Origin of the sequence: Photorhabdus africana, from assembly GCF_035181445.1 — a bacterium.
Taxonomy (GTDB): domain Bacteria; phylum Pseudomonadota; class Gammaproteobacteria; order Enterobacterales; family Enterobacteriaceae; genus Photorhabdus; species Photorhabdus laumondii.
This window is the reverse complement of the sequence record NZ_JAXBVE010000004.1, coordinates 114,293-128,962: the sequence shown is the minus strand read 5'-3', so window position 1 is coordinate 128,962 and position 14,670 is coordinate 114,293. Positions and strand designations below refer to the sequence as shown.

At 41.9% G+C, this 14,670-nt stretch carries 15 protein-coding genes; 11 read left to right on the top strand and 4 right to left on the bottom strand.

The window, feature by feature from the left end:
* The first annotated feature begins 124 nt into the window (after positions 1–124).
* The gene (locus tag SLS51_RS03695; protein ID WP_323835646.1) at positions 125–1,204 is read left to right on the top strand and encodes an AI-2E family transporter; all 1,080 of its coding nucleotides are present in this window, start codon (positions 125–127) and stop codon (positions 1,202–1,204) included.
* Positions 1,205–1,330: 126 nt separating this feature from the next.
* Here SLS51_RS03695 and bcp read toward each other — a convergent pair whose 3' ends face one another.
* Positions 1,331–1,801: a thioredoxin-dependent thiol peroxidase gene (bcp, locus tag SLS51_RS03690; RefSeq protein WP_323835644.1), complete on the bottom strand. Its 471-nt coding sequence runs from the start codon at positions 1,799–1,801 to the stop codon at positions 1,331–1,333.
* A 26-nt stretch (positions 1,802–1,827) separates the two neighbouring features.
* On the bottom strand, positions 1,828–2,373 hold the full coding sequence (locus SLS51_RS03685) for a glycine cleavage system transcriptional repressor (RefSeq protein WP_323835642.1): 546 nt from the start codon (positions 2,371–2,373) through the stop codon (positions 1,828–1,830).
* A 344-nt stretch (positions 2,374–2,717) separates the two neighbouring features.
* Here SLS51_RS03685 and dapA point away from each other — a divergent pair, with 344 nt between their 5' ends.
* The 10 genes from dapA (at position 2,718) to SLS51_RS03635 (ending at position 13,169) form a co-directional block, all read left to right on the top strand.
* Positions 2,718–3,617 carry a 4-hydroxy-tetrahydrodipicolinate synthase gene (gene dapA / locus SLS51_RS03680; protein ID WP_323835640.1) on the top strand — a complete coding sequence of 300 codons (900 nt, stop codon included), beginning with the start codon at positions 2,718–2,720 and terminating at the stop codon, positions 3,615–3,617.
* A gap of 16 nt (positions 3,618–3,633) precedes the next feature.
* Positions 3,634–4,683 carry an outer membrane protein assembly factor BamC gene (gene bamC / locus SLS51_RS03675; RefSeq protein WP_323835638.1) on the top strand — a complete coding sequence of 350 codons (1,050 nt, stop codon included), beginning with the start codon at positions 3,634–3,636 and terminating at the stop codon, positions 4,681–4,683.
* Positions 4,684–4,951: 268 nt separating this feature from the next.
* Complete coding sequence (locus tag SLS51_RS03670) at positions 4,952–5,395, top strand: type III secretion system chaperone (RefSeq protein ID WP_165577686.1); 444 nt, start codon at positions 4,952–4,954, stop codon at positions 5,393–5,395.
* The gene (locus tag SLS51_RS03665; protein ID WP_323835634.1) at positions 5,382–6,548 is read left to right on the top strand and encodes a VopS family T3SS effector adenosine monophosphate-protein transferase; all 1,167 of its coding nucleotides are present in this window, start codon (positions 5,382–5,384) and stop codon (positions 6,546–6,548) included. The genes SLS51_RS03670 and SLS51_RS03665 overlap by 14 nt, the downstream gene beginning before the upstream one ends.
* Before the next feature lie 236 nt (positions 6,549–6,784).
* On the top strand, positions 6,785–7,498 hold the full coding sequence (gene purC, locus SLS51_RS03660) for a phosphoribosylaminoimidazolesuccinocarboxamide synthase (protein ID WP_323835632.1): 714 nt from the start codon (positions 6,785–6,787) through the stop codon (positions 7,496–7,498).
* A 484-nt stretch (positions 7,499–7,982) separates the two neighbouring features.
* Positions 7,983–9,698, top strand: coding sequence for an ABC transporter ATP-binding protein (locus SLS51_RS03655; RefSeq protein WP_323835630.1), 1,716 nt, complete (start codon positions 7,983–7,985; stop codon positions 9,696–9,698).
* Positions 9,695–11,350 (top strand): ATP-binding cassette domain-containing protein, encoded by a 1,656-nt coding sequence (locus SLS51_RS03650; RefSeq protein WP_323835628.1) that lies wholly within the window; start codon positions 9,695–9,697, stop codon positions 11,348–11,350. Before SLS51_RS03655 ends, SLS51_RS03650 begins: the two co-directional genes overlap by 4 nt.
* A 91-nt stretch (positions 11,351–11,441) precedes the next feature.
* The gene (locus tag SLS51_RS03645) at positions 11,442–11,708 is read left to right on the top strand and encodes an antitoxin of toxin-antitoxin stability system (protein WP_088374396.1); all 267 of its coding nucleotides are present in this window, start codon (positions 11,442–11,444) and stop codon (positions 11,706–11,708) included.
* Entirely contained in the window at positions 11,705–11,977 is a 273-nt protein-coding gene (locus SLS51_RS03640; RefSeq protein ID WP_323835626.1) for a type II toxin-antitoxin system RelE/ParE family toxin, read from the top strand. Before SLS51_RS03645 ends, SLS51_RS03640 begins: the two co-directional genes overlap by 4 nt.
* A 16-nt stretch (positions 11,978–11,993) precedes the next feature.
* Positions 11,994–13,169, top strand: a complete 1,176-nt coding sequence (locus SLS51_RS03635) for an alpha/beta hydrolase (RefSeq protein ID WP_323835624.1) — start codon at positions 11,994–11,996, stop codon at positions 13,167–13,169.
* A gap of 11 nt (positions 13,170–13,180) precedes the next feature.
* Here the strand turns inward: SLS51_RS03635 and SLS51_RS03630 are convergent, their stop codons facing one another.
* On the bottom strand, positions 13,181–13,411 hold the full coding sequence (locus SLS51_RS03630; protein ID WP_323835622.1) for a phosphopantetheine-binding protein: 231 nt from the start codon (positions 13,409–13,411) through the stop codon (positions 13,181–13,183).
* Between the two features lie 34 nt (positions 13,412–13,445).
* Positions 13,446–14,669, bottom strand: coding sequence for an ABC transporter permease (locus SLS51_RS03625; protein WP_323835620.1), 1,224 nt, complete (start codon positions 14,667–14,669; stop codon positions 13,446–13,448).
* Position 14,670 lies beyond the last annotated feature (1 nt).

The following is a 14,670-nucleotide window of genomic DNA, read 5'->3' as shown; positions in this document are numbered from 1 at the left end:
CTCTCATTTGACCATCGTTTTAGATAATGCGTGTATGATAAACAAGGGTACCTTAAAATTAATCAATTAGTACAATTTTTAAGAAAAATAGAAATATGAATATTGCTATCAAGGAGCCTGGTCAATGCTGGATATGATTATACAGTGGTATCGCCGTCGGTTTACTGATCCGCAAGTTATTGCGTTATTTGTCATCTTGTTGGCAGGGTTTTGCATTATTTATTTCTTACATGGCATTTTGACACCTTTGCTGGTGGCGATTGTTCTTGCCTATTTGTTGGAATGGCCAACGGCTAAACTTGAAAGACTGGGATGTTCGCGCACAGTGGCTGTTTGTATTGTGCTGATCATTTTTTCCGGTATCAGTTTGTTGGTTATCTTTATTGTCGCGCCGACCGCATGGCAGCAGGGGATTAATCTGTTGTCAGATATACCCAATATGCTTAATCGGTTTAATGAATATGCCCAAACATTACCGGCCCGTTATCCGGCGTTGGTTGATGCTGGCATCATTGATATGATGGCTGAAAATTTGCGCAGTAAGATTTCAACTGCCGGAGAGTCTGTAGTGAAATTTTCGGTGGCTTCATTGATTGGTTTGTTAACGCTGGCTATCTATCTGATTCTTGTGCCATTGATGGCCTTCTTCTTGCTAAAAGATAAAAATCAGATGTTGCAAGCATTGCAACGGGTCCTGCCACGTAACCGCATTTTGGCTGGGCAGGTATGGCGCGAGATGAACCAGCAAATCACTAACTATATTCGGGGTAAAGTTACCGAGATGGCGATCGTCGGTATTTGTACCTACGCGGTGTTTGCATTTCTTGGATTGGATTACGCATTGTTGCTTTCTGTTTTGGTTGGGCTGTCAGTGTTAATTCCTTATGTGGGTGCGTTGATTGTCACGATTCCTGTTGTACTGGTTGCGCTATTTCAATGGGGAGTCGGAACAGATTTCTGGACTTTGATTATTGCCTATTTGGTGGTTCAGGGGCTGGATGGTAACTTGCTGGTGCCAATTTTATTCTCTGAAGCCGTAAACTTGCACCCGTTGGTAATCATTCTTTCTGTGATTACTTTTGGTGGTTTGTGGGGATTTTGGGGCATATTTTTTGCTATTCCGCTGGCGACGCTGATTAAAGCGGTGATCCAAGCTTGGCCGGAAGAGATAGTTATAATAGAAGACGATGAAATAAAAGAGTAAATTTATTTTTAATGATGCTGGTACCCGTTATTAGAGGAAGCACGGGGTGGTGATATCCCTCCCGTACTTGCCCCTGGCATCTTGAGCTGTTAAATAAGCGTGATTAAATTTTGAGTCATTTTCTATTTAAGGGTGCAGTTTCAGATAATCCACCACGATTTGGTGGTGATCACTGGTCTTAAATTTATCAAAAACGTGCTCAATATTACCGTTGGTATCAATCAGGAAACTGATACGGTGGATACCATCATAAGTTTTTCCCATAAATTGTTTCTTGCCCCAGGCACCAAACTGTTCAGCAACTTGATGATCCTCATCGGACAACAATGTGAAGTTCAGCATTTCTTTCTCCACAAAGCGTGACAATTTACTTGGGTTATCTGTGCTAATGCCTAGCACTTCAACACCGGATTCTTTTAATGTATCCATTTCATCGCGCAGACCACAGGCTTGTACAGTACAACCAGGAGTCATTGCTTTAGGGTAAAAATAGACTAAAACACGCTGACCTTCGAAATCAGATAAATTGATTGTTTCTCCATCTTGGTCAGGAAGGCTGAACTGAGGGGCCTTATCACCGGCTTTCAATGGGTTCATCCCGTATTCTCCGTTTAATCTTTCAACTAAAGTGGTTCAAGAATACTAATACTGCCTTGTGCATTTAGATCTGTACATAGCTTATTAAACGCCTGCTTAATAATTATGCCATCATCCTCTAATAGACTGTGGGCGGTAATCTGGATCTGCAACCGAGTAGGGATATCGCCTTCTGGTGGATGTGTTTTTGATACCAGTTCAGCAATATTAAAATCCTGTGTAGTAAACAGATTGGTAAACTGCTCAACAATACCGGATGAATCATCAACATCAACCTTAACGGAAACCGTGGAAGGAAATGTTGTGTGGGTATCGCACTTTGTGCGTTTCATGACGATAAGGAGATCGAGCTCGGCCCCTTTCTGTGGCAGTGAGGATTCAATCATTGTGATAGCGTTCCAGCTACCGGAAAGTAGCATAATGAAGGTGAATTCCTCGCCAAACATGGCTAAGCGGCTGTCTTCAATGTTACAACCACATTCACTCACAAGACGAGTAATGGTGTTGACGATACCAGAACGGTCAGCACCTAAAGCGGTTATAACGAGAAAATGTTGTTCTGATTGTGGCAAAGTCACTTTTCCTTCTCTGCTGTGGTTTCGTTAAGGTAAACATAAAAAGGTTATGCTGCCAAGGTCAATTGCATCAAAGTCGCTCTATACCCAATGGATTTCAAGATGCATCGCGACGGCAAGGGAGTGAATCCCCGGGAGCATAGCAAACTATGTGACCGGGGTGAGCGAGCGCAGCCAACAAAGAGGCAACTTGAAGGATAACGGGTATATACCCGTTATCACTTCTTTTTAACAGAGGTTATCGGGTATTAACAAAATTCATTGAAATCCTGTGTTAAATAGTTTCCTTCTGAATGACTAAAAAGTACCATGGAGCTCTTGTTTGTATAGGGGGTTATGTAATGTCTAGCGGGAGATTTGAATTTACAGGTAGCATTGTTGCGCTGGTAACACCAATGGAGGCGAGTGGTCAGGTTGATAAGGCCAGTTTGAAAAAATTAATCGATTACCATGTTGCTAGTGGGACATCAGCGATAGTCTCGGTAGGGACAACCGGAGAATCTGCCACATTGAGTCATGATGAGCACGGTGATGTTGTTTTGACAACCGTAGAATTGGCTGATGGGCGTATTCCGGTTATTGCCGGAACAGGTGCAAATGCGACTGCTGAGGCAATATCCCTAACGAAACGTTTTGAAAACAGTGGCGTTGTTGGTTGCCTAACGGTAACGCCTTATTATAATAAGCCGTCGCAGGAAGGTTTATATCAGCATTTTAAAACGATTGCTGAAAATACGGATTTACCACAAATTCTGTATAATGTGCCTTCTCGTACCGGGTGTGATCTGCTGCCGTCAACTGTAGCGCGTTTGGCGAAGATTAAAAATATTGTCGCAATTAAAGAAGCTACAGGGAACTTAAATCGTGTTAGTCAAATCCAAGAATTGGTTAATGATGATAGTTTCATCTTATTGAGTGGTGATGATGCAAGTGGGTTGGATTTTATTCAGCTTGGTGGCAAAGGGGTTATTTCTGTTACTGCAAACATTGCAGCGCCTGATGTGGCTAAGTTTTGTGAATTGGCATTAAACGGCCAGTTTGCAGAGGCGCGTAAGTTAAATAACCGCCTGATGGATTTACACCGTCAGCTATTTGTTGAACCTAATCCGATTCCAGTTAAATGGGGATGTCACAAATTGGGTTTGATTGCTGATGACACCGTGCGTCTGCCGATGACGCCATTGACGGATGCAGGAAAAGTCTCAGTTGAAAAAGCCTTGAAAATGGCCGGATTATTGTAAAATTTAGGGAATTTTAATGGCAATATTGTTGCAAAAATCGAAGGTGATGAAGGTTGCTGGTATGTCACTTGTCATGTTATTGGCAGCCTGTTCCAGCGACCAGAGCTATAAGCGCCAAATCAATGATGATGAGACATATCTTGGAGCACCTCCCCGAAAGGCGTTGGAAGTTCCTGCGGGTATGGTATTGCCATTGCAGAATGGTGAATATGATATTCCAGCAATAGCCTCTAAAGGGCCGGTTGGGAAAGCGCTTGATATTCGCCCGCCATCTCAGGCACTAGCCCTATTGAGTGGTTCCCGTACTGAAAACAGTGCAAAGAGCAGCAAGTTGCTACTTGAAAGCACTCCTGAGAATAGTCATCTGTGGTCACAGATTAACAATGTGCTATTGAAAAAAGGTTATCAAGTTAGCCAACGTGATGATGCTAGCCAGACATTGACAACCGATTGGATCGATTGGCCGCGTGCAGATGAAAATGTTCCATCTCAGACTCGTCATCGCATTAGTGTTGCACGCCAGAGCTATCAGATTGAATTATCCGTTACTAATGAAGGGTTAAGACAAGGTGATCATCAGATAACTGATCCTCTTGAAATCCAACGTTATAATGTACTGATGCTCAATGAATTAATTGAAGGTGTAAACCAGCAGCGTGAACGTATTAGCGATGACCTTGTGGCGCGTAATTTAGGTTCATTGGATGTACAGAGTGGCGGTGATACATCTGGATTACCTCAGATGATTGTTCGGGCGCCATATAATATTGTTTGGGATAGATTACCGGCAGCACTGGAAAAAGTCGGTATGAAAGTGGGTAGCAGCAGCCGTTCAACGGGCGCTATTACTGTAACTTATAAAAGCCTCAGTACATCTAGTTGGAAATCAATGGGTGTTAATGAACCATCCATTAGTGAAGGTGATTACAAATTACAAGTTGGTGATTTGAATAACCGGAGCAGCTTACAGTTTATTAGTGATAAAGGTAAGCCGTTGACCCAATCACAAAATGATGAATTGGTTGCAGCATTGAAGGCGGCTTTCAGCCAGACCACAGGGTCATAGATCTAGGAAAGCCCCTCATATTATTGACAAAGCGCTGGCTGTTTGGTGAGCGCTTTGATTTTATTAAAAAATTCGTACGAAAAATGAGCCCGGCGCGAGGTTAAGAAGACTTCCTACAGCGCAACTCCTTCCCAAAAGGTATCCCCTGAAAAGAGGGCGCTTTTAATATCGGTTGTTAATATACAAAAGACAGACTAGATCTGACAGCCAGCATATTACTGAAAGCTTAAAATCCAACCATCAAAATCATTGGATTTTCTTTCCCACTATGAATGATTATCTCACTAATATATTAATGACCGAACTGGCAGCCAAATTGGGTATGGATGGACTCTCTTTTGATGAAGAGGGAAATTGCTTCTTACTCATCGATAACGCTATGCCTGTTATTTTGCGTCGTCAGGAAGACTATTTAGTCATTATTGGCCAGATAGATATGGTACTTCCAGATTCAGCCGATGCTGACACTCTTCGTTATTTGCTCAATATAGCACTTAATCCATTAAATAATCAGTTACCTGGTGTTGGTTGGCATCAAGAGCTTGGGGTCGTTGCGTATAGAATATTACCCTTGCTACATCTAACGGCCAATAAGTTGGAGCATGAATTGTCTGAGTTTATTACTTGGGCAAATACATTTCCATCGTCACTATCACAGAAAAATACCTTGCCGTCGTCTTATGACAGGAGAATAATTTATGATCGAATTTAAAAATCTTACCGCATTACAACATGCCTCATCACAAATACAAGAGCAGGTTCGTAACGAAGGTAAATTGCAAATTGCTGGCCATGAATACCATATTAATGCAGATCTGCAACAGGTTTTGCGTACGCATCCAAAAAGCAATCAACTGGCCCGTTTCTTTGAGGGGGTAAGTAAATTTTTCTTGCATGGCAGTAGTGCCTCAGTGGCTAAAGAGGTGACTAAAACTCTCTTTTCTACCGAAGGGGCGCAACAGCAGCGTCTACAGAGCACAGATTCGGTTAGCCATGCTCGTATGTTGTTTAAGGATGGTAGCTTGCAGACACCGGAACAGGTACTAGAGAAATTAAGGACAGTAGATACACATAAAATGACAGAAGACATGTTGGCTGAACATACGCTTTTGCTACAGCGAACTATGTCAGAGTCGCTACAAAATACAGAAACCGGTAAAAAATTACAGGATCTGATGGGACATCAGGCAACAGCTCAATTGACCAACAAATTGGTTGCCCCTAAGCAGGAGTTTGTCAGTCTTGAACAATTGCGTAAGCAACCTTCGGCTGCTAATGCTGTTGCCAGTCTTGAGCCAGTTTTGATGATGGAAGAGAAGAACTTGCTGGCAGCTCAACATCATCAAGAAGCAATAAGAGGCCAAGATCTTAATCAGGGCATTTATGCAGAAACTCTTTCAGAAGAGTCTTATAACCCAAATAAGCTAACTGATAATACTGACCGTGCTGCCGCCTGGATCCTTAAGGCATCCAGTTCAAAGGGGAATGAATGGAGTAACTTCACCGCGCTACTCAAGGAGTATACCCATAATGGAAAAGATCTCACTGATAGCCAAGTCCTTAAGGAGCTTCATCATAGACTGGTTCCAAACATAGAGCGTGATTATCGTGGTCCAGCAATTAGCGGTGGGAGCCTTCCTTCCAGTATAGGCGGTGCAGCAATGCTGGCACATCATTTAGAGACATTGGATAAGGAAGATCCTCAGATTGGGAAACAGCTCTTTGCTGCTGTCGTCGGTTTTCATGGTTTCACTGATGGTAATGGCAGGATGGGACGTCTCCTCTATGCGTTAACAGAACTGAGAGCGGATCAATTTTCTCCCCTTTCTCTCCAGACAGAAAATGCTTTGCATGGGATCAAGTGAAAAGAGGCCTGCGTATGCAGGCCAGCTTATTGATAGGGCGTTGTTTTTTAAGCCAGTGTTTGAACTCTAAAATCTTGGATAAAAAAACAAACTAGCGCAGTGTGAAGAATATCCCCTCCACATCATTTCTTCTTGATATAGAAAAAATCGACCCTTTGGACAAGATTTTGTCAGCAATCTGTTTTATTATTTATTTATGGTATTTGTACGGCAGTAATATCTCTGGAGTATATAAAATGCAAAAAAAAGCTGAGTTGTATCGTGGAAAGGCAAAAACGGTGTACACCACGGATGATCCTGATTTGTTAGTGTTGGAGTTCCGTAATGATACATCAGCATTGGATGGTGAACGTATTGAACAGTTTGATCGTAAGGGGATGGTGAATAATAAATTTAACCATTTCATTATGAGCAAATTGGCAGAAGCAGGGATTCCGACGCAAATGGAACGACTGTTATCGGACACTGAGGTATTAGTTAAAAAGCTGGATATGGTGCCGGTTGAATGTGTTGTGCGTAATCGGGCTGCGGGTTCATTGGTCAGACGCCTTGGTATTGAGGAAGGTTTGGTATTGAATCCACCTCTGTTCGATTTGTTTCTGAAAAATGATGCTAAGCATGATCCAATGGTGAATGAATCTTATTGTGAAACTTTTGGTTGGGTTAGCAAAGAACATCTGGCTGAAATGAAAGAATTGAGCTACAAGGCCAATGAAGTATTGAGCAAATTGTTTGATGATGCGGGTTTAATTTTGGTTGATTTTAAACTGGAATTTGGTTTGTTCAAAGGGCAGATAGTTCTTGGGGATGAATTCTCTCCTGATGGTAGCCGTTTGTGGGATAAAGAGACATTGGACAAAATGGATAAAGATCGCTTCCGCCAAAGTCTTGGTGGTCTGATTGAAGCGTATGAAGAGGTAGCACGCCGTATCGGTGTTATTTTGGACTGATTGCGCAAACGATTACTTGGGCCGAAAGGCCCTTTTATTTGCAAGGTGCGTTAATATTGAATAGGAATTTATTTATATAGCCGCGATATATTTGTAAAAATCATTATAATTGACTAGAATTATTGCTATTTTTTACTCCATTTATGATTCATTGATTGGAATAAGTTATTTATTGTTCATTATTCATATTGAGAATGTTTCTGATGATAGGTTGTTAAATGACCTAATAAAGGTATTGACATTGTAGAATAAGGTATCAATTTTATTTTTCGGCTATTTTCTTGTGATAGCGTTTATAAACATTTCAATCAGATCGTGATAAATGCGGGTATTTTGCGATAATTGCATTTTGCTAAATGTGAACCAGATCTTGCTGTTGTGATCGATCTGTTATTAATAACTTTGATGTTGGCTGCATATACTGATGTTGCAAATAACATTTTTAATTTGAATGAGGTGCCATAACCTAAAAATGAAAAGCGTCATGTCAAAGAATTTAACTGTATGGCGGATACTGCTACAGAGTGCCGTACCATTTAAGGGGACAGTTGTATGTGCGTTTTTGGCCTTAACCGTTACATTATCGTGCGATCTAAGCGGCCCTTATATTATCAGGAATTATGTTGATAAGGCGACATCAGGAACGACTGTTGATCAACTTATCATGTTGGCAATCATTTATGTTTTTATTGCGTCGATTGGTGTTATCGGTAGTCTGGTAACCAGTTACATGAGCACCAAGGCCGGTTGGGGTATTGCTGATACCATTAGATATAAGCTCTTTCACCATGTGATGACAGTTTTACCTGTATTGGAAATAGAACGGCGATCACAGGGAGAATTGCTGGAAAATATCGAAGGTAATGCTGATATTATAGGAAAAACGATTTCTAAAGCAGGCTTTAAGGCCATTGCTAATGTAGCGCTGACACTAGGGACATTGGTCATTATATTCAGCGTCATGCCTCAGGCAGGTATTGCCATAGCCATCGTCGTCATACTCGTGGCGTATGTGTTGATTCAGTTAACCAGACTTTCTGTTCGTCGTTGGCTAATTGCGCGAAATGAAAAAGCCCGAATCTTTGGTTTTGTCGGTGATTCATTGCATGCAATGGATGATTTACAGCCATTGTCGCAGGCGCATTGGCCAGCCATTGCATTTCGTAAAATGCTGTCAATGTTGCTCAAATTTGAACGCAGTGCTTATATTGGCGGCCGGGTTTTTTGGCCAATTACCCAGATCTTCTTTGCACTCTGTTTCGGTATAGGTTTTGGTTTTGGGCTTCAATTACTTGGTGAGAACAGCTTAAGCATCGGCACATTAACGATGGTTTATCTTTACGTTGATAAACTGCGGGAGCCGGTGGAGGATATGTCATCGGAAATAGAGCTGATACAGAAATTATTTGCTGCTTTATCACTTTCGGCAAAAATGTTAAATGAAGGCGCCCCTGATAAATCATCGGATAATTTATTGCCTGATGGTCCTCTCTCTATCCATTTCGATAATGTTGATTTCAGTTATAACGGAGAAGAAACGCAGGTTTTGCATGGCGTTAATTTTTACGTCGCTCCGGGGAGTAAAATTGGCATTATTGGTAGAACGGGGGCAGGAAAAAGTACCATTCTTAATTTGATGTGTGGATTTGCGCGACCTGATTCAGGAAGAGTGACCATTGGCAATGTCGATGTCTCAACGATTAAGCCGGAAGAGTTTGCGAAAAAGATTGCTGTTCTCAGTCAACGTTCTCATCTGTTTTCCGCAACATTGCGGGAAAATTTAACGCTTTTCAGTAATGAAATATCTGACGATCAAATTTGGGAGGTTCTTCAAGAATTAGATGCGCTTGAATGGGTTAGGGCACAACCAGATGGTCTTGATACACAGGTTGGTACTAATGGTCTGATGCTATCAGCAGGAGAAATTCAAATGATAGCGGGTGCCAGAGTAATGTTACAGCATTGCTCGTTGGTGATTATTGATGAAGGAACTTCTCAACTTGATCCCCGAACGGAAGAGAGTTGGCTGAAATTGCTTGAAAAGTTAAGTCGTAATTGCACTGTCGTGATGGTTGCACATCGCCTTCACACACTGTCGGTCGTTGATGAAATTATCATTATCGATGATGGGCGGATTCAACAGCGAATCCCTGAAACAGAAATCGCAATGTTAACGAGTAATCATGGGTTCATGGTATGACTATATCCAATGTATCAACTAAACTGAAAATGTTACCGGCCTTGACTGAGCTGATAAAAAAGTTTGCTCCGCTCTATTTCATTACCATGTTTGTGTGGACATTGATGCATGGTTTTCCTCTGTTGATTGGTTACCAAATCAGCAAATTACTCGATAGAGCGATGAATGAGCCGACTAACCCTGTGGTCTGGTGGTTGCTTGCCTCTGCGATTGCCACAATGGTTTTGCGATCGCTGTTCCTGTTCTTGGGGTTAACCTTTGATTTTACGTTAATTTTCAAAGTCAGTGCTTACCTGAAAGAGCGGGTTTTATGGGGAGTGAGCCACTGTTCCCGCAATCAGAGACAGACTTTTTCTCAAGGCGATATTCTGAACCGTATTCGTGATGATAGCGATGAAATTGCGGAATTTCTAAGTTGGACTTCTGATTTTATTTACCGCGCATTACTTTTAATTATCGCATTAGTTGTGCTTATCAACACTGACATAATAACCACACTAGCTCTTATGCCTATGATTGTGGGCCTTTGGGTCGGAGCGATACTTAAACGCAAGGTAGGTAATTTACAGAAGAATAAACGTCAATCGCAAGGGGATATTGCCGGCAAGATTACTGACGTCTTAACGGGTATACGCGACTTGCGCCTTAGCAACAAAATGGAGGGGCAGATTGAGCGATTATCGCAGAAATTTGTCAGTCGACGGGCGATTCAAGCCAAACATCAGGTATTTACTGACCTTCTTTCTGGGCTGTTCAAAAATATTGTCATACTTGGGACATCGGCTGTTTTATTGATAGTGAGTAAACGGATCGTTGATGGCAGTTTTACTGTCGGGAATCTGGCACTATTTTTGACCTATATCGGTTGGATCAGTGAACAGATACTCTTCTTTGGTCGGTCAGTTGCCTATTATAAAAATGCTGATGTGTGTTATGGGCGAATCAGACAGTTTCTGGCAAATAATAAAGTAGATAAAAAAGAGACCAAAGAATATGAGCCAGATGAAATTCTGCATAAGTTAAGTGTTAATCATCTCGCTTACTCAAAAACTCAGCCCCCAGTTTCGTTTGAGGCAACGGCTAATCAGGTTATTGGCATTGTCGGTGATATTGGTTCGGGTAAAACCACCTTTTTGCGTTACCTGATTGGTCTGGAAAAATCCAGTTCCGGCAGTGTACTGTGGAATAACAGAGAGGTTTTAGGCAATGAAAACTGGTGGCGGAATCCACGTATTGGATATGCCAGACAGAAAGCCGGTTTTTTTGGTGGAACCGTAAGGCAAAACCTCGCGTTGGGTGATAAGGATATTGATGATGATGTCATGGTACGGGCGCTGGAGGCGGTAGGTTTAACGCCCGGCTCATATGAATTGCCAGAAGGGCTTGATACCGTCATTAATTCTGGTCGTGCCGGTCAATTATCTGGCGGCCAGCGTCAGCGTTTGGCATTAGCCCGGATGTTATGTCGTCCCGCTGATGTTTATATTGTTGATAACTGCGATTCGTCATTAGATATGGATACAGCCCGTCGTTTATGGGCGGTTTTACCTGAGCATTGGCCTGGTTTGTGGATTGTTGTCTCGCATAATGCCGATCTTCTCGCTAAAGCGGATCATATTGTTACCGTTCAACAGCGGAGAGAAATAGCATAATCCATTGGATATCCACTCCTGGCTAAGTCGGTAGGAGTGGATGTCAATAATGAAATGGTATATATTTTTTTATATCAAACGAGGAGGGACTATGGGTAAACAAGCTGTTTTTACTATGAAACTTGAATCAGATCTGCGTGATCACTTTATGGCTGCTACGGCAGCAGAACACCGCCCAGCTTCTCAAGTTGTCCGTGAACTGATGCATGAATATGTCCAGCGTCATAAATATCGTGCTTTCCTTCAGGAAAAGGTTGATATCGCACGCCAATCTGTAAAAGAGGGTAATGGTGTTGAACATAGCGACGTAAAAGCGATTTTTGCGGCTCGAAGAGAACAGGTTAAGGCTCGTAAGTGAACGTAATTTGGACATCTCAGGCGCTTTGCGATAGCGAGGCAATATGGGAGTACCTTATTGTAAGAAATCCGGACGCTGCACTCAAAATGGACGAACTGTTTGAGTCAGCGGCTGATCGATTAGCAGATTTCCCTTATATCGGTCATGCCGGAGAGATCTCTGGTACTTTGGAGTTTTTTCCACACGAACACTATCGACTGGTTTATGAGATTAGTAGTGAAACTGTCTGGATTTTAGCTTTAGTGCATACATCACGGTTGTGGCCGTAGGAAGTTGAGTAATTACATGCTTATTAAGAAATTAATTGCCACATTGGAAGGTGAAATACAGATATTAATAACCACATTGCTTAATGAGCAATGGGAAGCCGCTAGGGAATTAATGAATGAATCATTGCGTATGGCGGCTGATGATTTAGCTTTAACTGTATTGGCAGACAGTTTGTGTAACTCAGATATCGATATTATTTATCAGCAGCAAGGTGCTTGTCATCTGCGGCTAAATACTCTCAATGGAAAGCTCAATCTTTATATTGGGATTAAAGATCGGCAAATTGATTCGCTCACGTTATCTCGATGCCCAATACCTGATGCGTATACAAAACAGGGTATTTTTATCGAAAAAACGTTAAAGACGTTTGGTCTTAGAGATGTCCCGGATGGTTTGGTCTGTTTGCCATCACCACATAATGATGCCAAAGCACTTGTTTTATTGCTTGCGGGTTCTGGTCCGCATTCGATGGATTATGATGTTGGGCCTAATTCACTGTTTCGTATGCTGGCACATGAATTAAGTCAATATGGAATTGCGAGTGTACGTTTTGACAAACGCTATTACCGTATCCGGCAGAGAAATATGGACCCTGAGGTTGTCGATCTCAATACGGAAATTGTTGACGATGCTTGTAATATACTGACCGGTTTAATGGGACATATTGAATTTCATGATGTGCCAGTATTTCTGGTTGGGCATAGTTTCGGCGGATATGTCAGCCCATTAATTGCAAGGAACTTACAGCAAAAATCGGGTTTAGATGTTACGGGTATTGCGATGTTGGCGGCACCTTTCCGTAATTTACTCCGGGTGATTTTATCCCAATTACCCAGTGGGAAAGAGCAAAATACAGTATCTCTTGAGAGCTTTTTGTCAGTGCCGGATAGTTATCTCAAACAGATTGAGGATTATCATGCATTTGACTGCTTAAACAGCTTGCCTGCAATGCCGTTATTTTTTGCCCAGGGAGATCAGGATTTCCAGATTTTGCATAATGTTGATTTCACGATGTGGAAAACTGCACTGCAAAATAATAGGCAGGCAGAGTTCAAACTCTACACTGGATTGAATCATATTTTATTGCCCACAATGGGGTGCGATGGTGGAGAGGATTATCTGCACCCAGGTCAGATCCCGGTGCAGGTAATTGCAGATTTGACTGCATGGATCATCCACCATTCGTCATGAAATAGGCAGCGCTATTCATTTTTTGCGAGCAGTTTGACCCAATCGTTGATTGTCGGCCAGCGGGCTAAATCTGCAAAGTTAATTGGATACCCCGCATCATTTAGCCGATCAACCAGCATCAGCATTTTTACCGAATCGAAACCGATATCAAAAAGGTTTTCATCCTCCGGTATTGTCTCTGCTTCCGGGTGAAGCGCTCTGATTTCTCGATGTAAAATTTCATAGATAAGCTGATTTTTCATTGTGTCTCCAGAAAGTTTTATGAAACAAAACAAACTACAATTCTCTGATCCCTTCGATTGGCGCTGATGCGGCTGCGCGATGTGATGGATATACACCAAACACAACGGTAATAAAGCAGGCTGCGAGGGAAGCGAGTAAAAAGGAATAGAAAGAGAAGCCAACTGTAATATCAAATAATAATAAAATTCTGAAACCGATAAATGAGAATAACAATCCTAATAGTGTTCCCAATAATGAAATCAAAAATGCTTCGGTAAGAAATTGGTAAAAAATATCAGAATAACTTGCTCCTACGGCAAGACGTATACCAATCTCTCTTCTACGTTCTCTAACACTGATGAGAATGGTATTCATGACACTGACACCGGCAACAAAGAGAGTCACTGATGATATTGACAATAGGAAAAGATTAATTTTTGACTGGGTTTCATGCAACGTTTTCAACAATTCGGTGGTATTACGTATCTCGTAGCGTTGTTGATGTTTAAACCGTGACAACCGTTGTTCAATCGCGTATTTAACCGGTTCAATATGAGAGGCGTCTTTGGCTTTCAACACCATGCCACTAGGAGGCATATTGCCGAACAGCCGTACCAGATAGCTGTTGCTTGGCAAAAATGCGGCATCATCTACTCCTGCGTCCATACCTTCGCCTTTCTGTGTCAAGATACCGATAACTTGCATTGAGATGTCGTTGATCTTAATGTTTTGCTCGAAAGCAGTTTCTTTTTGTGGAAAAAGTCGCTCGGCCAGAGAGGCCCCCAAAATAACGACACTTGCCAGGGCAGCATTGTCTTGTGGTGTGTAAAAACGTCCACGATCAATCACCAGATTACGGATAATCGCGATATCCGCATTGGCACCAATTAATTGAACATCAGCAGTGCCTTGTGGAGAAACTATCGTTCCTGGCGCAGTGTAAAAAAGAGTACTGTGGCTGATATGGGGATTATCTGAAAGTGACGTTATATCCTCTTGTGTCAGATAATCATTATACGAATCGAAAGCGCCGTTTTCTTGTCCCTTATATTTTACTGAAATGATATTACTTCCCATTGAGGAGACCATCTTAACAATATGATGCTTGGTTTCTGTACCAATTGCTTGCATGATCACAATCGAAGCTACGCCGATGGCAATGCATAATAGCGTCAGGAAGAGCCGTGTTTTATGAGCGGTGAGAGAGCGTACCGTCATCTTGAGATTAAATAGGATGACAGTTGAATAAATGTTAAATTTTGAAGTTATTTTACTCATG